Here is a 20239-nt window from a genome sequence, read left to right as displayed (position 1 = left end):
CAAGTTTGGGTCGCCCAGGAGAGCGGGGGCCAACGGCTTGATTTTCCTGTTAGGCTTTCTTCTTAAACAATTGCACAAACTCTAAACAAATAATAATTGTATATATGCTCATGGCCACTATCCAAATATAACCGCCGTATAATATCTTGGTGAACAGAAATAATTGAGTTATACCATATATTGTCACCGCACCAAGTACCGGCGCGATGAGAATAAGCCATTTCACCTTATTCTTCCCCATGAGCTCTTGTATGGTAACAAATGCCAATGGCCACAAAAACAACGACAACACCAGCCAGCTTTTATATTCCATTTTATCGAATGCGTCTGACATTTTAAAAATAACATATTGGTTTGTTGCTGCATTTTCTTTCTGCATTTGCATTTGCTCAGGAGTGGGCTCGCTATCTGGTGCCTGATATAATCGGCACTGGGATAACGGTAAGAAAAAACATAACATTATTAATATGGCTGATATTCGTTTTAATGTTTTTTTCATATTTGATCTAACATCACGATAACAATAAACTCAGCCGGTGCAATAGTGATCGGCTAGAGTGAATTATATGAGCATATTTAATCTGCGCCTGTTAATTCAATCCATTTACCATTGTGGCAGTAATACACAGTTGATGCCTTCCCCAAATAATGATCATTGATTGCCTCGTGTATTATGTCACCAGGTGGCTTATTCCCGCCATAAGCATCATATCGCTCCCAAATATAATCCCCGTCTACTACGGTAATACTTTGTCCAATACTATCTAACTCAGATGGGCACGATTTATTTCCACCCCAAATTATCTTGATAACTTTTTTACTGTCAGTTACACAAAGAATGGCTATATCTATTTGGCCTCTTGCCACGAACTGCCCAACTACAACCCCTGTTGTAAAGTAGCTATCTATATTTCTGGGTATTTTACAGCCTTCTTCCTTTAGCTCTGTAATCAATGAAGTAGATAACCAAGGTATTTGGTTTGGCATCATATATTCATCAGCATCAGCACATAAAGCAAACAATATCGCTAGTACGGTAATGCAAGATTTATAATAACTATGAACCATAACGTCCAAGCTCTGCGGCGAATAATGAAGACGCGTATTTTTGCTTTGCAAAATTCGTGACTTCATTTTTTGTCCGCTGGAGCACCATGTTAGACGGGGTGCTTATTTAGAACCCGTTATCCTTAGACTAGCAATTTTTTATACAAAAAGGGCACTCTAAGGGCTAATTATCACTATGACTGTTTTTTTAATTTTTATTTATCAATTGGTTATCAAGATTGTTCAGGTCTGACCTGCTACCTCTAACTTATTGTTAGGTAAAGCTGGCATACCCTTGGTCCGTACGATCACTACAGCTTATTTTTTCACTGTAGAGCGCACTCGACCAGCAGACTTAATCGCAGCAGATTTAATCGCCTCAGCAACCTCTTCGGATACTTTTGCACCCTTCATTGCTCGTGATACATTTATCCCCCCAATCAATACTCCAAGCATGGACCAGGCCCTGGCAAGCCGATCCTCATCCGAACCGCCTGCCAAACCACGTGCGACAAGCCCTGCAATCATTGTCATTTTTTTCTCATATTCAGCGTGTACCTCGGCGCCTGATCGGACAACTTCTGAAGTTAGTGTTGCCATCGCACAACCACGAGCCAGATCTCGCCGGTGAGGCTTACCGAGATAGTATTCTGCAAAAGCCCTAACCCAATCGGCCCCATATTCACTCTGATATTTTGGGATTCCCTCAATGACCTCATTGAGCCCCGCTACCAGTGCAACTTCGAAAGCCCCATCTTTTGACCCGAAATGTGAATAAAATGCACCTGACGTGACGCCCGCCGCCTTGGCAAGCCCATCAACACCAATACCAGCATAGCCATGTTCTCGAAAGCCCTGACCCACTGCGTCGAGCATCTTCCGCCGTGTCTCTTCCTTATTGATACCTTTATGTCTCACAAAACATCACCTTTTATGTAACGATCGCTGTTTAGATATTGACAAATAGCGATCGTTATTTAATACTATAACAATATAGTGATCGTTATATATTAAATATGCCTTTAAATCAAGGGAGATACGACGTGAGTAAAGAAAAGGACATCAGTAAAACCACAGGCAAGTCCATACACCGCCGAAAAGTCTTGAAACTTGCCGTAACGTCCGCTGGCGCGGCAATAGTAACACCCATTACGGGAGTTATTGAGGCAGCGTCAAAATTAACCCCAACTCGAAAGGAAAAAATCATGACACAGAAAGCGTTTGTTTATACCGAACTTCAAATAACTGTCCCAAAATTCGATGATATTCCGTGGCACAAAATCAATATGAATATCAAAAAACAACCTGGCTTTATCAACAAGACCTGGCTGTATGGTGTTGGAAACCACTCCGGTGGTGGTATGTATGCGTTTGACAGCATTGAAAATGCACAAAAATTTGTGACGGGATACTTCCCTGAAGAGGCAAGAGGATTTGGCGTTGCGCAAACAACACGGGTATTCGATGCTGATGCTACCGAGACAGCCAGCCGTGATATGAATTCAATGCATTACGATGGAAAAATTGATCGCAAACCAGGTGCATTTGTTTACACAGAAGTTCAATTGCACGCTGTGCCTTTCGATACCACAGCGCCCTGGCGTGAACTCAACCCGGTTCTAAAAGAACAACCTGGGCTTTTGGCTAAAACATGGTTAAGCGGACTACACTCTGGCACCCCAGGTGGATTGTATGCTTTCGACACGATAGAAAACGCGACTAAGTTTGCTGTCGATTATTTCCCTACAGAGGCCAAATCGCTAAACGCTGCTTTCTATACGCGTGTGTTTGATGGCGTTGCAACTGAAGCGGCTAGTCGAGAAATGGACTCTCCGTTTTATGCCTAAGTAATTTGTAAGCAAAGAGCTCCCTTAGAAGATGGGCCTGCCTCGTTGATTAGAGGTAAGCCCATCACTTTTAAATCAATTACTTTTAGATAGGCGATGAGTAAGCAAAGAATGTTACATACGATGTTACGTGTTGGCGATATGCAACGATCGATAGATTTTTACACTCAGGTTATTGGCATGCGTGTATTACGTAAATTTGATCAACCAAAAGAAAACTACAGACTTACCTTTCTTGGATTTGGTGAAGAGTCTGACACCTGCGTTCTTGAGTTGACTTATAACTACGGTAAATCGGAATATGAGATGGGCAATGCCTATGGGCATATCGCAATAAGCGTTGATGATTGCTATGCCGCCTGTGCCGACATAAAGGCTAAAGGGGGTAAGGTCATTTTCGAGGCAACACCACTACTTGGAAGTAACGAAACTATTGCCTTTGTTGTTGATCCTGATGGTTATCAAATTGAGTTAGTTCAGAGACCACAGTCTTAAATACTGATTATTAATAAAAGGACATAACCATAGAAAATATTTACGTATATTAATTACATTACTAATATTGTTGTCAATTCAGGGTTATGCACAATCGATTGAAAATAGTGACCCGCTTTCGCTGAATCTAGTCATTAAGACGGCACAAGAAGTAATACGTTTTGGTGTAGTATCGGGGTATCACATCACAACTACGGTGGTGGAACCGTCTGGTCAAGTCAAAGTCCAGCTTAAGGGTGATGAACTAAAGGGGACAGATTTATTTGGATAAGTCATATATTTAAATAAATCTGTCCCCTTTGTCATCCTCTTTGTCACATTATCGGTCCAAATCATGAATACGTTTTATTCGTCTAACGGTTAATATATGGACTCCCTGTTTGCAAGAACAGAGTTGATCTTGCGCAAGAATAAGATTGCAAAAATATATCCGGCCTGTTTATGAGAATCACTTCTCTGGCCCTGATGGCAATCCGCACACCCATCCCACAAAAGCTAAACGGCCTCTTCTGGCCTCAACCGTTATCAGGTTTAATGGGTGTTGGTCCTACCTGTTCACATCACGCTCTATTCTACGCAAGCTGTGGTTTACTCCATTTGTTTATACTATAGCCTGAATACTCAGGCCACTAATCGATAATCTTCCTCGCGGGTTAACATCGCCCACATAATCCGGGCCTGTTTGGCCGCCAGGGCAACCGCCGCCACATTACTGTGCCGCCGTGCCTTCAGCGTTTCTACCTATAGGCTCTTTCTGTCCGTACGTTTTGAGGTATGAAGTAGCACCGAGCGTGTCCCATGTATCAGGAGGGTTCTGATATACACATCACCACGCTTTGTAATAGAGCCTAACCGGCTTTTACCACCCGATGAGTACTGCCGTGGCGTCAGACCTAACCAGGCGGCAAACTGCCGACCGTTCTTGAAGACCCGAGCATCACCTACATCAGCATTTGTTCTATTTAATTCGGTGATAATTCAGATAGACCTGAGTTCTTAACCAAAAGTGAATCATTGTCATCTATGGTGTTGCCATTGGCCTCTTCAAAGATCAAGGCAATATCCAGAATGTTCTCGCGTGTAAAATTCATGCTTACCTTTTACGCATAACGGTTAAAGTAAGGGGCTCTCAAAAAGAGAAGCGTAGCGCCTCTTTTTGGAAGCCCCAGGGAGCGATAGCGAACGTTCTTGACTGCCTTGTTATGTGTTCTTTTCCTTAATTAAGCTTGTTGAACCCATAATTACTGCAAAAAGGACAAAAGGCAACATAAGAATAGCTATGCCGCCTTGTGGGTCTTGATGCCAATAGGTTATTTCAAGAAACAAAAGTAAGCCTACTAATAAAGATAGGTAAATTGCGACTGTGACACCAATTATGTTTTTATGAGTAATGCTTAAAACAAAAGTTAAAATGAATGGGGAGCATGACCACACAGCAAAGACTGCAAAAGCTAAATCAGAAGATGGTTTTAGACTATTGATAGATAATATAGTTAGAGCTATACCGACTATTGAACCTATGATATTGATGGGTTTCATATTTTATTTTTTACACATAACGCTGGAGTTAAGTTGACACCTTTAATTTTGTGTTCTTTTTGTACGGCTCGCTTTATCTCACAAAAAGAACACAAAATTAAAGGTGTCAACTTGAATGATGAAATGGACGCCTCCCTTTTTTAATCGGCATCAATGTGCCATACGTATATGTGACCATTACGTAACAATACATAAAAGGAGACGTCCATGGATAAGTCTAGCAAAATAATTGGTGTCGACTTAGCAAAAAATGTCTTTCAATTAGCATTGGCTAATAAACACTATCACGTTACCCGCTCAAAACGTTTAAATCGGACCCAGTTCTACCGCTTTTTTGTCAATCATCCACCGGTACAGGTGGTGATGGAGTCTTGTGGTACCGCGCATTATTGGGCGCGTACCCTCAAGGCGATGGGCCACCAGGTCACGTTGTTACCTGCGCAACATGTCCGTCCCTACGTGCGGCGTAATAAAACCGATCGCAGTGATGCCATGGCCATCGTCGAAGCCGCCCGTAACCCGGAGATCAAGCCGGTGCCGGTCAAAACCGAGTACCAGCAATCCCTACAAAGCCTGCATCGGCTCCGTGAACAATGGAAGGCCACACGGGTGGCGCGGATCAATGCCCTGCGCGGCATCCTGCGGGAATTCGGCGTGCTCGTGCCGATGGGGCCACGCGCGGCGATCAGCACGGCCGGCGAGGTGCTGCCGTCCTTGCCTGCCCTGTTACAGTCGAGCGTACAGGTGGTATTGGAGGAGCTGTCCGACATCGAGACACGTATCCGTGAATTGGAGAAACAACTCAAACAGGCGGCCAGGGACGATGTCGTCATTCAGCAGTTTATGCACATCCAGGGGATTGGTCTGCTCTGTGCCACCGCCATGCGCGCCAGTGTGCAATCCCCCGCACAATTCAAAAACGGCCGGCAGCTCAGTGCCTGGCTCGGTATCACCCCCCGCGAATTCAGCTCCGGCGACCATCGCTATCTCGGTCGGATCTCCAAGCGCGGCGATAAATACCTGCGAACCTTATTGATCCATGGGGCACGCTCGGTCATGGCACGCATCAAGCGATTACAACACGACAACAGACCGCTCTCGGCGCTACAGCTTTGGGCCGCTCAGCTGGAACAACGCGTCGGTCATAACAAGGCCACCGTCGCCCTGGCCAATAAACTCGTGCGTATCCTCTGGGCCACCTGGATGCATCAGCGGGAATTCGATGCGAATTACACGGTTCAGTAACAGACCTTAAAGCATCGACAACAGTTTACGCCTATCAGGGTTTGCGCAGTGAAGTGACACACATGACACCACCGATAAGATCACGACGAAGGAAGGCCGATAACAAATCTGGCTCTTGAAGTCTCTTGAGCGTATGGCCCTTCGTCGGCGTATTTTTCATGTTGGCCCGGTCTCAATAAGAAGACCACTAAGAGGCCGGATAGACGAACGCAATCTTTATCTTCGTGGTGACAATAAAAAGGTTACTTCACTACTTGACGGAGGCGTCCATAGACGTTTTGTTATGCGTTTCACAAATAAACTAACTCTTAAGACTCCAATAAATCATAAGAAAATATTTCTATTGAAGCTGAAATAATGTACTAATAAAATTACCCAGTTCATTTTTTGTTTTATCATAAGCAACGTGATTAAATGCTATTGTTGGCCCAAGCTCTACGCATGGATCTTTATAAGTAAACCTTTTACCACTCTTGGCATTTACAATAACACCCTTATCCACTTCTTTTAGTCTGCAAGATCGAGTAGTCTGAGCCTTCTTAAGAACAATTGGCTTAACCAGCTTTTTATAATCGAACACATGGTGTGCATTAGGATATTCGTGTAATACAACATCTTTTCCAAGACTCTTTAGCCTGTTAGCAAACGTTCGACAGGTAACAACCGGATTGTAATTATCCGCACTTCCATGAAATATTCGTACAGGTTTATCAACAATATTTTGATCTTCTTTGTAATGAGTTATACATGACGGATAAAATGCAATGTATCCTGAAAACTCATGATTAGAACCATGCAAGCGATGAAAACGCTTCATACTAGAATATAAAGTCACTTGACCACCCCGCGAAAAACCCATTACCGCTATTCTCTGAGGATCAATACGTTTATGCTCTGACAGTAAATCTAATGCGCGGTAAGCATCGACTACCATAGCTAGTCTACCAAGCTTACTTTGATCATTATTAACCTTATATAGACCTCGGCCTGTGAAACTATCTAGAATAAATACTGCCACACCCATTTTATTGATAAACTGAGCCCAGTCATCGACATAACCAGATACCCCGCCAGACCCATGAACCAGTACAATAACTGGATATTTTTTCATTTTCTTTCGCGGATATCGCAACTCGCCTGAAATTGTTACTGGTTTACCGTTTTTATTTCCCCTCAGGAATTCCTGATCAGTCAACGTCATAGACTGGATCGGATAAAGCTCAATCCTTCCAACATCCGCCATAACTGGTTGTAAAAAGGCTAAACTAAATGTTACGAAGATAAGAAATGACATAGAATTATAATATTTACAACATATGTATTTATTTCCTGATCCATAATTAAACATGATATTGTTCCTCACATTAGAATAATTCAGTCTGTATATTGCCTATATATTATTGACGCATAACGCTTCGCGTAACCGGCGGCATGAAGTGGCGTGAGCGATAGCGAGCGACGATTTGTGCCGCCCGAGTTGACGCGATTGTTAGGTGCTCTGTTCTTCATTAAATATTAGCTTATTGCCAAATGGATCTGAAATAACCATATCACGAGTACCCCAAGGCATATCTCTAATGTCTGGTCTCGCATTCTTATATTTTTTTTCTAATAACTCTTTCTGATAAGAATCTATATTTGAAGTTAATATTCTTAAAGATGCCCCAGGACTTGAATCACCGTGGTGCTCAGAAAGGTGAATAATGCAATCGTCTTTTGAAAGTTGCATATATAGAGGGGTGTTATTTTCAAAGCGATGCTCCCAGTCTATATTGAACCCGAGAAATTTCACATAAAACTCTTTGGCTTTAACTTCGTCAAAACTACGCAATATTGGTACTGGACCATTAAATTTCATAAAACCCTCAGTTTATTTTGCACCTAACGATGAATTAAACGGCGCCGCGTATTTTGCGGCGCCCGAGCAGGGCAGGTTTATGCCCTGCGGTTTTGAATGTGTTGTTAGGCATTTTCTGGCGGCAACTCTTCATATTGTGGGACTCCCTCTGGAACGGTTTCCCAGAGCGCTTTTGAACCAACAAAAATATGCCTATCTAGTGCTATGTCCGGATTACCATCTACGCACCCTAAGGTAACCCCATGAATCATACCTTTGTATGTGCCACAAAGTGTTGATCCACACTTACTACAGAACTGTAAACCTGCGCCATGTTTAGACTCGTAATTGGTTAAAAGCTTTTCGCCAGAAAGCCACCTAAATTCGCTTTGTTCAACTAGCGCATACGCGGAGGCTTGAGCGCTAAATGCCTTTCTGCACATAGAACAATGGCAAGAACGTGCATCACGCAATTTCCCTTCTATCTTGTATGTGACTGCGCCACAAAAGCATGAGCCAGATATTGTCATTGTTCGTTTCTCTTTGTATGCCTAATATACTGTTAGGCCGCGTCGTTACTATTGAGTAATAGGCCGACGCGGCTTATTGAGCTATTGACCTGTTCGGCCTAGTATTAACGCAGCAGTTACATTTCAGGGCAAAATGCCCGCATTTATAACAAGGAAAGTTCATATGTCTGACTCCCCGATTAATAGCTCTGCCGCCACTTCGCGTTTCTTTTATAATTATCTGTCCTGCCTGCAAAAAGCTTCTATATCGGAGAAGCAAGGGCGCTGGTATATGAAGCGTGTAGAGGATTTCATTAAGTCTCAAAAAGGTCGTCAGATCAAGACCCTTTCGGGAAATGACGTTACCCAATATTTTGAAGCAATAGGTCGCCAAAATCGACTTACAGGCTGGCAATTTCATCAGTGTATCGATGCTATACGGATTCTATATTGTAATCTTCTAATATGACCGGCCTGTCAGGAGGTTGACTGGCATTTCTAGCAAGACTCAGCCCGGCAGCTTGATATGACTCATCCGACTACTGCTCGCCAACTGACACCTGAAGAGTTGAGCTATATTAAACAACGTCGCGGTGAAGAGCCCATGAACCAGATTCGTGCTTTCCACCGTAACCTGCTTGTTCGCTTTACCACTGAAATTCGACATAGAATCAGTCCGAATGTCAGCGGTTATATATAAACCGTTACACGGGCAAGGCCAGCCTCTCCATGAGGTAACACAGGCAGTCCTGGCGGATGACCTTCTCGTTCAGGGTCAGCATGGAGGGCATTACGGCCTGGTTAATTTTCAGGACACCATCCTCTACCGAGAAGTAATGTGCACCGCGGTCTTCACCCTGCTCATCCATCGCCTCGAGTCGCACTGCGGCACCCGCTTTAACCTGGCCGAACACCGTGCCCACTGTCAGTTCACGAAAGTTCATGTGATCGAGGTCGGCCTCGAAACACAGGTCTACCCCCGCGGCCTCATCAAAACCAAACGAGACCTCGGTGGGCACCTTAACCAGGGCCACGGTATGGAACAGGTCGATATCGTGCTCGGGCACTTGTCTGTCTGAGAGGCGCGCCATGTTCAGTACCGTGTCGAGAAATTCGGCGGCATGTTTGACACCATAGGCCTGTTCGGGCTGGCCACACTCGAGCGTCACCGCCGGGCAAAAGTCGGCAAAGGCACTGGTCTGCACGCCTTCGGGTTTGGTGAAATAGACCACGGTACGCGAAAAGTTGGTCGCCAGGCGCAGGAAGCGGTGGTCGAGACGGTTGACGCAACCGTAATGCGGGTTCAGGCCGGTGTTGTTGTGCACATCGATACTGGCGAAGACCTCACGTTGCCGCATCTGCGCCACGACCTCGGCCGCCATGGCGTGCTCGGGCGTCTGCCCTTCTGCCCAGATGCGATTGTAATCGGGTTGTCCGTCGAGGCGACGTTGTTGCCTTGCCGCCGCCGAGACATTGCCGATAAACAGTGACAGGGCCCGTGGCAGCTCCTGCCCCTGGTAGCGTTTCAGTACCTGTTGCATGGCCTGCATGCCGACCGGCTCATTGCCGTGCAACAGCACCGAGACAAACAACGGTTCCGGCCGCCGGCCCGGCAGGTGGATCAGGGTCGGTCCCTTTAATAGCGTATGCAGGTCTTCCACCGGGCAATCGAGCAGGCCCGCGGGCAGGTCTTCGCGTGTATGTAACAACTGATCTGGCATTAGTGTCCCCATTCGTGAACCGGCAGGCCGCGTTGCTGCCAGTATAGGTAATCGGCGGTCATGGCGCGCAGGTCGCCATGGCGTTGTTGGGCCTGTTGGCGTTGCCAGGCACTGCCTGTCTGGCCTGTGCGGATACGTGCCTCGATGATACCCAGGTAATCATTGATATCATCACGGTCGATGCTCAGGGATTCGAGGCCATTGTGCGCCATCGGCAGCAATACCTCGAGCAACAGGGTTTGTACCGGTACATGTTTCCCCGCCCAGTGCAGTCGCGCCTGCAGGCCCTGTTTGGCGGCGGCATAAAAGTTATCCCGCGCCTGGGCAAACTCGAGTTCATGTTCCATGCCGACACTACGCTCAGTGAAGGCCTGTTGCAGGCCGAAATAAAAGGCCGCATTGGCGAAGGCATCGGTGATGGTTGGCCCGGCCGGGATCACGCGGTGTTCAATACGGATATGCGGCGTGCCATCGGCATCAAAACCGACCAGCGGACGGTTCCAGCGCCAGATGGTGCCATTGTGCAGGCGTAGGTGCTTGAGCTCGGTATCGGCACCGTCGTAATCGACGGGCAAGAGAATCGGGAAATGTTGCTGGTTCTCGGTAAAACACTCCATGATCGATTCGTGCACATAACCGCTGCCAAAACTGACCCGCTTTATCGGCCCAAAACTGGCGCCACCCAGGCCACCGATTTCCACGGCCTGTTCAAACAACGGGATGCGGGTCTCGGCCCACAGGTCTCGGCCGAACAGGAACGGTGAATTGGCACTGACCGCGACCAGCGGTGCCGAGGCGATGATGGCGGCATTGTAATAACGGGCGGCGGCATCGATGGGGACCTGCGTGTGAATCTGGAACGAGGTCGCCGCGGCCTCCAGCATCACGTCATGGTGCGTGCTGAGTAAGTGTTCGTGGCCATTGATATCAAGCTGCAATGGCCGACCCTGGCGCTGCCGCATGACCTGCTCGTTGAGGGCCTCGTAACGCGTCATGTGTGACATGTTTTCCAGGCTCAGGTCGGTATCCCTGACGGTCGGCAGAACACCGATCATGAGCAGGTCGTTATCGAGCTGGCGGGCCGTCGCCGTGCAGGCCTCCCAGGTGGCCTGCAACTCGTCCTGCATCTTGCGCAGCCCGTCTCCGTAGAGGGCCTGCGGGGTACCGTTGAGTTCGACATTAAAGCGCGCCAGTTCGGGGACCACGAGTGGGTTATTCAGGGCCTCGAGATAGGCGACGTTGTTGGCGGCCGGCCGGGTCTGGTCGTCGAGCAGCCAGGCCTCGAGTTCAAAGCCGCCGGTGGCCTCGCGTGAAGAGAGCTCGCCATGGGCGAACCACGAACGTAAAAGGGCCGTTTCCTTTTCGAGTGCGGCGTTGAAACGCGCGAAATCGTCCTCGCTAAAGTGACGGCGTTGAATCTCTTCACCCATCGTCGTTGGCCCCTAAACTCGCATTGAGTTCGGCCAGCCGCGCGGGCGTACCGATGTCCTGCCACTGGCCACGATAGTGTTCGCCGCTGACCTCGTTACGGGCCATGGCCGCACGCAGGATCGGCGCCAGCGGTAAGGGCCCCGGCTGACAGTCCGCGAACAGTTTCGGCTCATACAGGCCGATGCCGCTAAAGGTCAGGCGCGGCCCCGCCTCGGCCCGCAGACGACCCGCGCTGAGGACAAAATCACCGTCCGGGTGCTGCGGCGGGTTATCGACCATGACCAGATGGGCCAGGCCATCGGGCCGTTGCGGCAGGTTTTGATAGGCGTAATCGGTAAAGATATCCGCGTTGACCACCACAAACGGCGCCTCGCCGAGCAGGGGCAAGGCCTTGACGATGCCGCCTGCGGTCTCCAGCGCCCCGCCACTTTCATCGGAGTAATGGATCTGCACGCCATACTGGTCGCCATCGCCCAGATAGTCGGTGATCAGTTCACCCAGCCAGGCGTGGTTGATAACGATCTCGTCAATTCCGGCCTCACGCAGGGCCAGGATGTGATACACAATCAGGGCCTGTCCGCCGACCTGCAACAGGGATTTGGGTGTGGTATTGGTGAGGGGTCGCATGCGTTCTCCGCGACCGGCGGCAAGGATCATGGCTTTCATGCTTTAAAGAGTATCAAGCCTGAAAAGCCTTGCACAGGATTTCATTGAACCATTGCGGTGCCCCGTTGAGCTCGCCGCAGGTGCTACCGTCTGCCTGCAGCCAGAAGTACTCATGCGCGAATTTGGCTCGGCAGTCAGAATACGATAAGGTCTCCCCTATCAGGCTACCTACACCCGAAACAACGAGATAAACAGCATGGGCAACCCGTTCCAGGACCAATTACTTAAAGCCGGCCTAGTCAGCAAGCAGCAAGTTAACAAGGTCAAAAATGCCGCGCATAAAAAGAAAAAACAACAGGGCTCAAAGAAGGCTGTAGAGATCGATGAAACCAAACTCAAGGCCGCGCAGGCGGCAAAAGAAAAAGCCGCGCTCGATCGTGAATTAAACAAGAAAAAAGAACAGCAAGCCCGAAAAAAGGCCCTCTCTGCAGAGATTGATCAACTCATCACCACCAACCGTATAGAACGGGGTGATGACTGCGAGCTTGTCTACAACTTCGAGCATATGAAAAAAATTGAACGCATTTATATCACTGCGGAAATGAAGAAACACATTACACAGGGCACATTAGGCATCGCCCGCATCGATAGTCGATATGAACTGGTACCCAAAGCCATTGCCAAAAAAATCCAGCAACGCGATGCGGCGCGCATTATCCTGTTCAGTAATGCGGAACAGGCCATTGATGAAGACGACCCCTATGCCGACTATCAAATCCCCGATGACCTGACCTGGTAGTTTGTGAATGCGTGCCCGCTTACCCCTCAATGCGGTTCTGTACATGCCCAATCGCCTCTCTTAAGAACTCTACGAAGGCCCGAACGCGGGCGGTGCGCCTGAGGTCGGGGTGGGTAAGCAACCACAGTTCAGAGGTAAATTCTTTCGGCGGCGCTAAAACGCGTTTGAGCCCAACCTCTGGGTCGGCGAGAAAAAATGGCAGCGGTGCAACGCCAAGACCTTGTTTTACCGCCTCAAACAATGCCAATAATGTATTACTGCGAAATACGACCGAGGCCTCAGGATGATGTTGTGCTAACCACTGATTGGCTGAGAACCAGCCCTGGTTTTTTTGCGGCATCAGCCAGGCATATTCTTCAAGCGTGGCGCCGCTGTGATCATCAAGATACTGAGATGCCCCATAGATAGTCGCGCCCAGGTTACACAGGCGACGACCCACCGCGGTTTCTGGTGGTGTTGTGGTCGAGCGAATCGCCACATCCGCCTCCCGTAGCGAGAGGTCCAGAAAGCTGTTTTCGACCGAGAGGTTAAGTTCGATCCCAGGATAAGTGCGGCAAAAGCTGACGATATGAGGCAGCAAAATTTCTATGGCGAGCGCGTCGGGTGCCGTGACGTGTAAAGCCCCGCTCAGGCGGGTGTCACCCCCGACGAGTTTGCGCGAGAGATTGAACATTTCCGCCTCAATAATCTCGGCGGATTTCAGCATGGCCTCACTGGCCTCCGTCATGACGTAGCCGGTTGGCAGCCGCTCAAACAAGCGCATCGCGACCTTTTCCTCGATGGCGCCGATACGTCGAAATACCGTCGAATGGTTGACGCCCAGCTCCCGGGCCGCCCCAGACAGTGTGCCTTGGCGACATACGGCCAGGACAAAACGTAGATCGTTCCATTCCAATACCTGTGCATTCATGCAAGCAAACCTTTCATTATTGCCTAATTTATTTGCTTATTCGCATAAGTTAGCATGATTTATCGAGTAAATAACAGGATTTTGACCCATAAGGGGGGATTACTATGTCCTATCTAAGCTACACCAAAGATCTCAACCAAAATTTATTGTTGCTTCTGCTGCGTGATCACAAACGCTACATGCCCATTGTGGAGTTTTTCGACAATGTGAGCCGGGGGTTGTCTGGACTCACGTGGTTAGAGGCCGAGTCCATTGCCGCCGCAATCAGTAAGGCGAACCATTCCGAGTTCTGTAGTGGCATTCGAAGGGGGATGACCGGTGCACTCAGGGCTGAGTCAGGCAAACTTCGAAGCAAGATGCTCGCGCCGGTAACCGTATTCGCACTCAAGGTGAATCAGGATGCCACCTCGATCGAACCAGACGATATCCAAACTGTTCTTGCGGCTGGCTGGAGTGAACAGACAGTGGAGGATGTCGTGGCGCTGGTCGCGATCCAGAAGCTATACAACACCATTGCCACGGGATTAGGTTTCAAGGGCCTGCCAGACGCCGCCTTTACCGAAATCGGCAAGGATACGGTCAACAAGGGAGGCTATGTTGCATCCTTTCAGGGCTTTATAGAACACTCGGCACCATGACACGTGAGCAGATAATACATTCGTTGATTATGGCGGCGCTAATGAGCCTGTTCATGTCTGGTGTCATCACACTTGTTAATACCAGTATAGATGCAGGATTCATTCAGCGTTGGATGCATGCTTTTTATATTGCTTTGCCGATGGCATTTATCGCATTGTTAGTACTTAGACCCCTAGCCAGCCTGATCACCCGTGCAGTAATGCGCGAGTGATCTCTCAGAATTGAATGGGGAGAAAATGCACGAAGTGGAATCCCCATGTAAACAAGATGACCATTTTTGGTAGCCACGTACAGATATATAGAAAGTGACTACCTGCCAGGCATGAACCAGATAGTTGTGCTCCTGCGGATGAGCAAAAAAAACCCGGGCCTTGCAGCCCGGGAGACAGGACACATCGCAGGTTAGGGGGGTGCGATATGTTTTGAAGCGTCCAGCCTAGGGCAGGTAGACACCCCGCACCGATTGCTGGCCAATGTCGCTGAACAAGGCGACCAGGCCCGTCATGTAACGCTCGTCGCGGGTGGTTGCCGGGCTCGGTACAATCGAGTCGGGGGGAGTAATGATGTGGGTTTTGGTACCGGTAACAAGCGCGATCCAGTAGATGCCGCTCGGCTGCAAGGGCTGCAAACGACCACTGCTATCACGCTTAGCCGGCAGGGCCAGAGTGACCTGCATGGGCCGTAGCAATATCTGACCGGCCTGAGCGGGATCAATGCCGTTGTTGGCCCACAGTGCGGCAAACAACTGTGTCGCATTCGAGTTGAGCGGGGTGGACGGCAGGCGATCGACCTGCCAGCCATCATCTTGCATGGCCTGGGTATAGTCCCGCTTGGGCAGTATTGGCGGCAGCCAGGTCGCCTGGTTGATGTCGGTTATGGCCGCAACCAGGGCCTTGGTCGGACGACCATCGGGGCCGGTGCTGCCGTCGATCAACACGGTCAAGTTAACCAAGCTTGATGCACCGGTGTTTTTATTGGCAACAGGTATGCCGGTGTAATGCAGTTGCCAGCCGGGGAAGACGGTCTGCGCCACGTTGCCATAGCGGGTAGAATCGGTGATTTGCACGAAAGCGCTACGATCGGATGTGGCGGTCAGACCAAGATACTTGGCGGCGGCTCGGTTGGCCTCGTTGAGCGAAATGGTGGGCGGCACACGCGTACTTTCCCAACTCAGTGTGCCGACCCTGTTTTGCGTCACTTTGTCAGCGTGGCTGAGTGGGGCCAGAACCAGCAACAGAATCAGGAGATACCAGGTAGTGCAACGTTGGTTGTGCATAGGACTATCCTTTTAAGGTCTGATGAGTTGTAGGGCGGGTCAGTCGCGATCGTCCCAGGTACGGAAATTGCCACTGCCCACAGGCAGGTAGGTCTCGACATGGCCGTTGGTCGCGCTGTTGAGTTGATTGGCCAGGCCGGTAAAGGCGAAGGCCGCGCCGGCACGGCGCGCGGTGGAGGCGGCACAGTTGTTTTTGCTGGTGGCGCTACCTGGTGTGTGATCGTTCGGTGAATCGAGCATCTCCGCGCCGTACTGCACCTTGCGAAACTCAATGGTGTCGAACTTGTTCCAGGCCACAGTCTTGTAAACTGTGACACCGTGTTTCCATTCGACGTTGGCCCCATTGCGGCTTTGCTCATAGGTTTCCGAGGCGGCCGGGGCTACGTCATAGCCGCGCTGGTAATTCCCATTCTTGTCCGTGAACTCCCAATAGATCCGAGGATTACCATTGTGCCATTTGGCCCAGCCACCCTGAAACCATTTCATGCCACCAGTACCGCCATTATCTATGCCACTCCAGACGGCAATCGCGATCGAGCCAACAATTGTGTTCTGATAGTCAATGGTGGACTTTGCCCCGTCAAACCAGGGTGTACCGCCAACGGTGTCGTAATAACCTTCATAGCCGCGGGCGGCCAGGCTGGCGTCGGAGAAAATGAATAGCCAGGTTGTGGCCAGAACAATGAATAAAGATGATTTTTGCATGTGAGTACTCCCTGAAAATACCGGTCATGTCGGCACCATTAGGACGTTTCTATGCGCGGGTCTGTGAAACCAGGCAGGACGCAGAGGTTACGTAAGAGGGTTCTTGCAAATTTGGCGCAGTAAACAGTTCGTCGAGGTCGATATCCGCTGAAGGCGGCACGGTCATCAAACAGGTTTTCGATGTAGCCCAGCGCGTTATTGCCACGGGATAGCTCTTATCAGATGTCCGTGAACAGGAAATCCGCGACGACAGGGTCTCCCATGGCGGACATCTTGTTCTGGAGGCGATTACTGTCGCCATGCAGAACCGTATCACTCTTAATTATTTGTTATCGAAATACATTAAGGCCCTGGCTTTGCTGTTATTAGGTATCCTTTAGATGGATAACGCCATGGGGTGAAAAAAAACCGCTGATGCGCTGAACAAGTTCGGCGACGATCTCGAACTCCGCATCGCGTCCCTGCGCCTCCAGGATTTGCAGCACACCATTGAGAATGGCGACGATCTCGGCCTTACTGAGTCCGGCAGCGTTGCTGTCAAGGATGCAGGACAGGAGTTCGGCGAAAGTGAAAACGCCGCTAGTCAGGCAGTTCTCACAATAGCCCACCAAGACGTGTCTCCCTTTACTCACCATGCCCCACCTTGCTACCTTGTCTTCGCGGTTCACCCGAAGCGAGGAGCAACGTTTTCCCTGGCTGTAATTTTTATGGGCAAGCCTCGTCAGGCGGTGGCACAACCGCCCAGTGTGCCTGGGTGCTGCCGACAATTACACGGAAGTTGGCCAAGGTCTGGCCGACGCCAGCGGTGCTGATCACGGCGTGATTCGGACTGTCCTCTATGGCTGCCGCTTGCACCTGCGCGGTGCCCGGCAGGTGGGCCACCTCATCCATGACCCAGACCCTGACAGTGGCGCTGCCGGTGCCGTTCCAGTTGTTACCGGCGGGGCGCGTGAAACCAGGAAGCTCACAGGGATTGGCCGTGACCACCGAGGTGCCTTGAGGCGCGTCGGTATCGGGGTTGTTAGGCAGGACGATGTCATCCTGGAGCACGACATCGGCATCCCGTACACCCAGACCCAGCGCCGTGTTGGCGACTTGTGGTTGGTCTGCGTCGTTGATTCGCATACCGCGGTAAATGTCCGCCTGGGCATTTGTCGCCAGCAGTACCGCGATCAATATATAGAGTGCGAGGGCAGCCATCATGGATGAGCCAAGACTGGTTTTCCAGGTGTGGCTCATCGGTTTCAAGCAGATGTCGATGCCGGTGATAATGCGGAATGGTTTGTTCATGATATTACTCCTGCTATCGTGGTTCGAATGATGCATGCCGTGGTATGCATCTGCGGTCTATCCAGCTCATGCCTGGCAGTCGTATGACGTTCGGGCCGTTGATAATGTGAACTGAGGCTTTGCCTCACTCGTCATCCAGGTCAGTAGTGAAATTGAACATCCAGCGCCCCTTGTCGCGCGTGATATAAACATCAAGCGATGACGTCTCCATGCTCACCCGATACGGTGTCATATCGGTAAAGGCCTGAACGGTGAAGTTCTCCCCGGCAATGAGCGGGGCATCGATCATGAAATAGAACATCGGCACATACTCAAAGGCACTCGTCATGCCCCAATCCAGATTAGGAATAGTGACCACGGGGCTGCCGCTGACGTGCCAGACACAATCGACGCTGGTGTAGGGGTAGGTCTGGTTGTAAACGCCGGATTGATACGGGGTCAGCCGTGCGATAGCCATGCCTGTCGGGGCCGGTTCCAGGGTCGGCGACAGGCTGTCAGGACGTGTGGCCAGGAAGAGTTGACCGGGGTGGATAATTTGCGCGGCGGACCGGGTGGGATTATCCCTACCCTTTCCCTGCGTAAGCAGACATGCACTAACTTTGGGATCAAAATCAAAACTGGCCGTTGCGCCCGACGAGATGTCCAGGACCTGCCAGGCATGAATATGACAACTGGTTATCGGCCGTTGCGGCCGAAGAAAAACCAGCACTCGCTTGCCTTGCATGTCGGTGACGTTGGAATGAACCCTGCATTCGATCATGGTGTTTGCCTGTATTCGGGTAACCAGAATTGCCGGATGGCCTGTCCATGGACAGGCCATCCGGCGCGGCGCTTATGTCGCGGCGAAGTCGAAGGACCAGAGACCCTGGTTACGAGTCAGGCTGACGTCGACCTCTGTGGCGGTGATCGGCATCACGTACTGGGTCATGTCCGAGAAGTTCTGGACGATGTAGGTCTGACCGATCAGGGGCGGCGAAGCCACCATGAAGTAGAAGTTCGGCATGTATTCGAAGCTCACCGTCATGTTGGCATCGACGTAGGGCATGGTCACCACCGGTTTGTCGTTCACATACCAGTTGCTGTTGAACTGGATGAACGGGTTGGTCTGGTTGATCACACCGCATTGCTGTGGGGTCAACTTGGCCTGGGCCAGCGAGGTGGGGGCCTCTTGCAACATCGGCGACAGGCTGTTGGGGCTGACCGCCGACAACAGTTGGCCCGGTTGAATGGTTTGCCGACCGGAGATGATGGTGTTGTTGTTGACGCCGATGCTGCTGACGTCAGTGGACATGATCGCTTCGTACGAGAAGGACTCGGTCGAGCCGGCCGATCCGGTGAGCACCTGCCAGGCATGGATCATGAAGTTGCGTTGGGGGTTCTGAGGCTTGAGGAAGACCAGGACGGTCTTGCCCTGCATGTCTTCCACGTCCATGTTGACGTTAAATTTGGTAGCCATTTCTTACTCCTTGGTTGTGTGGTATGGACTCTCTAGATAAAAACGGCGCAGGAAGCCGAGTCCGGTATCTCTCCCGACGCCAGATGAAGTGATTCGTCGGCTAGCCTGGCTCGAGGGCATTTGGCTGATCGAAGGTGTAATTGAATTTGCCGGCCTCGTCGGCCTGAAGCGTTACCTTGATGCCGGTGGCATAGCTCGGTGGCTGATAGGCCGTCGCTGCGGAGACTTTGTCTGGCGCATAGGTCTGTGTTTGCTTATTGTCCGAGACCGGCATAAAAAGTAGCGTGCCGTTGTCGAGCTGGAAAAAGGCGCTGGTGTCGGCACCGATATTCCGGGTGATACCGATCTTCGAGCCATCGGCCACGTTTAAGCTGCTCAGATACCACTCGATGTCCAGGCTGTAGGGATCGACTGACGGGGTCGGCGTGGTGACTTCGACATAGCCAGTTCCGTTTGGACGATCATTTACAACCTGGATATCATTCTCACCAATCACCACCATATAACTGCTGCCGGGATAAACTTGAGTATGTTTACTCTGGATGGTCCCGCTCGACGAGGATTTTTTGATCACAACGGATAGCACGTCGTTGTAGGTGAACATCTCCTCGGCACCGAACGATGGATTCAAAAGTTGCCACGGGGTGTAGACGAAGTTAGGCACGGCCGTCGGCGCCGGTTCAGATGTTGGTTCAGGCGTCGTCGCAGATGTAGTACAGGGGCTAGTTGGCTTGCTGTCTAGCAGGTTTTTCACCAACACGGCGCTTGCTGTGTTCGCATTGATGTTTACCAGCGTGTAGTTCATCCCCATTGTTATTTCCTTTCTTGTCTACTCTATGGTGAGCACCTGTGTTTGTGCTCAATGTCTGTTTGCATATGTTAGTAAG

The 20239-nt window shown here is 50.1% G+C and carries 27 protein-coding genes and 1 pseudogene; 8 read left to right on the top strand and 20 right to left on the bottom strand.

What is annotated here, in order from left to right; translation table 11 throughout:
• Window positions 1–49: 49 nt before the first annotated feature.
• From EL386_RS02425 to EL386_RS02415, 3 genes are all read right to left on the bottom strand, one after another.
• Window positions 50–499 (bottom strand): hypothetical protein, encoded by a 450-nt coding sequence (locus tag EL386_RS02425; protein ID WP_126452932.1) that lies wholly within the window; start codon window positions 497–499, stop codon window positions 50–52.
• A 77-nt stretch (window positions 500–576) separates the two neighbouring features.
• Entirely contained in the window at window positions 577–1134 is a 558-nt protein-coding gene (locus EL386_RS02420) for a hypothetical protein (protein ID WP_126452930.1), read from the bottom strand.
• A gap of 231 nt (window positions 1135–1365) precedes the next feature.
• The gene (locus EL386_RS02415) at window positions 1366–1965 is read right to left on the bottom strand and encodes a TetR/AcrR family transcriptional regulator (RefSeq protein ID WP_197722134.1); all 600 of its coding nucleotides are present in this window, start codon (window positions 1963–1965) and stop codon (window positions 1366–1368) included.
• Between the two features lie 125 nt (window positions 1966–2090).
• Between EL386_RS02415 and EL386_RS02410 the strand changes: the two genes are divergently transcribed.
• Complete coding sequence (locus tag EL386_RS02410; RefSeq protein WP_197722133.1) at window positions 2091–2894, top strand: YdhR family protein; 804 nt, start codon at window positions 2091–2093, stop codon at window positions 2892–2894.
• Window positions 2895–2990: 96 nt separating this feature from the next.
• Complete coding sequence (gene gloA, locus EL386_RS02405) at window positions 2991–3389, top strand: lactoylglutathione lyase (RefSeq protein ID WP_126452928.1); 399 nt, start codon at window positions 2991–2993, stop codon at window positions 3387–3389.
• A 621-nt stretch (window positions 3390–4010) separates the two neighbouring features.
• Here the strand turns inward: gloA and EL386_RS15730 are convergent.
• The 3 genes and pseudogenes from EL386_RS15730 to EL386_RS02395 form a co-directional block, all read right to left on the bottom strand.
• A pseudogene (locus tag EL386_RS15730) lies at window positions 4011–4340 on the bottom strand (transposase); the annotation flags it as partial.
• 11 nt (window positions 4341–4351) lie between these two features.
• Window positions 4352–4480 carry a hypothetical protein gene (locus tag EL386_RS15855; RefSeq protein WP_269471114.1) on the bottom strand — a complete coding sequence of 43 codons (129 nt, stop codon included), beginning with the start codon at window positions 4478–4480 and terminating at the stop codon, window positions 4352–4354.
• Window positions 4481–4589: 109 nt separating this feature from the next.
• Window positions 4590–4928, bottom strand: coding sequence for a hypothetical protein (locus EL386_RS02395; protein WP_126452926.1), 339 nt, complete (start codon window positions 4926–4928; stop codon window positions 4590–4592).
• Between the two features lie 207 nt (window positions 4929–5135).
• On the opposite strand from EL386_RS02395, the gene EL386_RS02390 reads away from it, so the two are divergent.
• Window positions 5136–6173, top strand: coding sequence for an IS110 family RNA-guided transposase (locus tag EL386_RS02390; RefSeq protein WP_126452924.1), 1038 nt, complete (start codon window positions 5136–5138; stop codon window positions 6171–6173).
• Between the two features lie 340 nt (window positions 6174–6513).
• On the opposite strand, the gene EL386_RS02385 is transcribed toward EL386_RS02390, so the two are convergent.
• From EL386_RS02385 to EL386_RS02375, 3 genes are all read right to left on the bottom strand, one after another.
• Window positions 6514–7521, bottom strand: a complete 1008-nt coding sequence (locus EL386_RS02385) for a dienelactone hydrolase family protein (protein WP_126452922.1) — start codon at window positions 7519–7521, stop codon at window positions 6514–6516.
• A gap of 141 nt (window positions 7522–7662) precedes the next feature.
• On the bottom strand, window positions 7663–8031 hold the full coding sequence (locus tag EL386_RS02380) for a glyoxalase superfamily protein (protein ID WP_126452920.1): 369 nt from the start codon (window positions 8029–8031) through the stop codon (window positions 7663–7665).
• Between the two features lie 104 nt (window positions 8032–8135).
• Window positions 8136–8540 carry a GFA family protein gene (locus EL386_RS02375; RefSeq protein ID WP_126452918.1) on the bottom strand — a complete coding sequence of 135 codons (405 nt, stop codon included), beginning with the start codon at window positions 8538–8540 and terminating at the stop codon, window positions 8136–8138.
• Between the two features lie 163 nt (window positions 8541–8703).
• On the opposite strand from EL386_RS02375, the gene EL386_RS02370 reads away from it, so the two are divergent.
• Together EL386_RS02370 and EL386_RS15560 are read left to right on the top strand one after the other, a co-directional pair.
• Window positions 8704–8988, top strand: a complete 285-nt coding sequence (locus EL386_RS02370) for a hypothetical protein (protein WP_126452916.1) — start codon at window positions 8704–8706, stop codon at window positions 8986–8988.
• A gap of 57 nt (window positions 8989–9045) precedes the next feature.
• Window positions 9046–9219 carry a hypothetical protein gene (locus EL386_RS15560; protein ID WP_172597583.1) on the top strand — a complete coding sequence of 58 codons (174 nt, stop codon included), beginning with the start codon at window positions 9046–9048 and terminating at the stop codon, window positions 9217–9219.
• A 4-nt stretch (window positions 9220–9223) separates the two neighbouring features.
• Here EL386_RS15560 and EL386_RS02365 read toward each other — a convergent pair whose 3' ends face one another.
• The 3 genes from EL386_RS02365 to murU are packed head-to-tail and all read right to left on the bottom strand — an operon-like array spanning window position 9224 to window position 12337.
• Window positions 9224–10240, bottom strand: a complete 1017-nt coding sequence (locus EL386_RS02365; RefSeq protein WP_126452914.1) for a M14 family metallopeptidase — start codon at window positions 10238–10240, stop codon at window positions 9224–9226.
• Window positions 10240–11670, bottom strand: coding sequence for a glutamate-cysteine ligase family protein (locus EL386_RS02360; protein WP_126452912.1), 1431 nt, complete (start codon window positions 11668–11670; stop codon window positions 10240–10242). The genes EL386_RS02365 and EL386_RS02360 overlap by 1 nt, the downstream gene beginning before the upstream one ends.
• Entirely contained in the window at window positions 11663–12337 is a 675-nt protein-coding gene (murU, locus tag EL386_RS02355; protein ID WP_126452910.1) for an N-acetylmuramate alpha-1-phosphate uridylyltransferase MurU, read from the bottom strand. The genes EL386_RS02360 and murU overlap by 8 nt, the downstream gene beginning before the upstream one ends.
• Window positions 12338–12533: 196 nt before the next feature.
• On the opposite strand from murU, the gene EL386_RS02350 reads away from it, so the two are divergent.
• The gene (locus EL386_RS02350; protein WP_126452908.1) at window positions 12534–13076 is read left to right on the top strand and encodes a DUF2058 domain-containing protein; all 543 of its coding nucleotides are present in this window, start codon (window positions 12534–12536) and stop codon (window positions 13074–13076) included.
• Window positions 13077–13095: 19 nt separating this feature from the next.
• Here the strand turns inward: EL386_RS02350 and EL386_RS02345 are convergent, their stop codons facing one another.
• On the bottom strand, window positions 13096–13986 hold the full coding sequence (locus EL386_RS02345; protein ID WP_126452906.1) for a LysR family transcriptional regulator: 891 nt from the start codon (window positions 13984–13986) through the stop codon (window positions 13096–13098).
• A 218-nt stretch (window positions 13987–14204) separates the two neighbouring features.
• Between EL386_RS02345 and EL386_RS02340 the strand changes: the two genes are divergently transcribed.
• Together EL386_RS02340 and EL386_RS02335 are read left to right on the top strand one after the other, a co-directional pair.
• Complete coding sequence (locus EL386_RS02340) at window positions 14205–14624, top strand: carboxymuconolactone decarboxylase family protein (RefSeq protein WP_126452904.1); 420 nt, start codon at window positions 14205–14207, stop codon at window positions 14622–14624.
• Window positions 14621–14836: a DUF2798 domain-containing protein gene (locus EL386_RS02335; RefSeq protein ID WP_126452902.1), complete on the top strand. Its 216-nt coding sequence runs from the start codon at window positions 14621–14623 to the stop codon at window positions 14834–14836. The genes EL386_RS02340 and EL386_RS02335 overlap by 4 nt, the downstream gene beginning before the upstream one ends.
• A 225-nt stretch (window positions 14837–15061) precedes the next feature.
• Here EL386_RS02335 and EL386_RS02330 read toward each other — a convergent pair whose 3' ends face one another.
• From EL386_RS02330 to EL386_RS02300, 7 genes are all read right to left on the bottom strand, one after another.
• The gene (locus tag EL386_RS02330; RefSeq protein ID WP_126452900.1) at window positions 15062–15901 is read right to left on the bottom strand and encodes a hypothetical protein; all 840 of its coding nucleotides are present in this window, start codon (window positions 15899–15901) and stop codon (window positions 15062–15064) included.
• Window positions 15902–15940: 39 nt separating this feature from the next.
• Complete coding sequence (locus EL386_RS02325; RefSeq protein ID WP_126452898.1) at window positions 15941–16606, bottom strand: hypothetical protein; 666 nt, start codon at window positions 16604–16606, stop codon at window positions 15941–15943.
• A 365-nt stretch (window positions 16607–16971) separates the two neighbouring features.
• Window positions 16972–17217: a hypothetical protein gene (locus EL386_RS02320; protein ID WP_126452896.1), complete on the bottom strand. Its 246-nt coding sequence runs from the start codon at window positions 17215–17217 to the stop codon at window positions 16972–16974.
• Between the two features lie 94 nt (window positions 17218–17311).
• On the bottom strand, window positions 17312–17896 hold the full coding sequence (locus EL386_RS02315) for a hypothetical protein (RefSeq protein ID WP_126452894.1): 585 nt from the start codon (window positions 17894–17896) through the stop codon (window positions 17312–17314).
• Window positions 17897–18020: 124 nt separating this feature from the next.
• Entirely contained in the window at window positions 18021–18656 is a 636-nt protein-coding gene (locus tag EL386_RS02310) for a hypothetical protein (protein WP_126452892.1), read from the bottom strand.
• A gap of 72 nt (window positions 18657–18728) precedes the next feature.
• Complete coding sequence (locus EL386_RS02305; protein WP_126452890.1) at window positions 18729–19352, bottom strand: hypothetical protein; 624 nt, start codon at window positions 19350–19352, stop codon at window positions 18729–18731.
• Window positions 19353–19452: 100 nt separating this feature from the next.
• On the bottom strand, window positions 19453–20163 hold the full coding sequence (locus tag EL386_RS02300) for a hypothetical protein (protein ID WP_126452888.1): 711 nt from the start codon (window positions 20161–20163) through the stop codon (window positions 19453–19455).
• Window positions 20164–20239: the final 76 nt, after the last annotated feature.

Source organism: Sulfuriflexus mobilis (genome assembly GCF_003967195.1).
GTDB lineage: Bacteria > Pseudomonadota > Gammaproteobacteria > AKS1 > AKS1 > Sulfuriflexus > Sulfuriflexus mobilis.
This window is presented reverse-complemented; position numbering and strand designations above follow the sequence as displayed.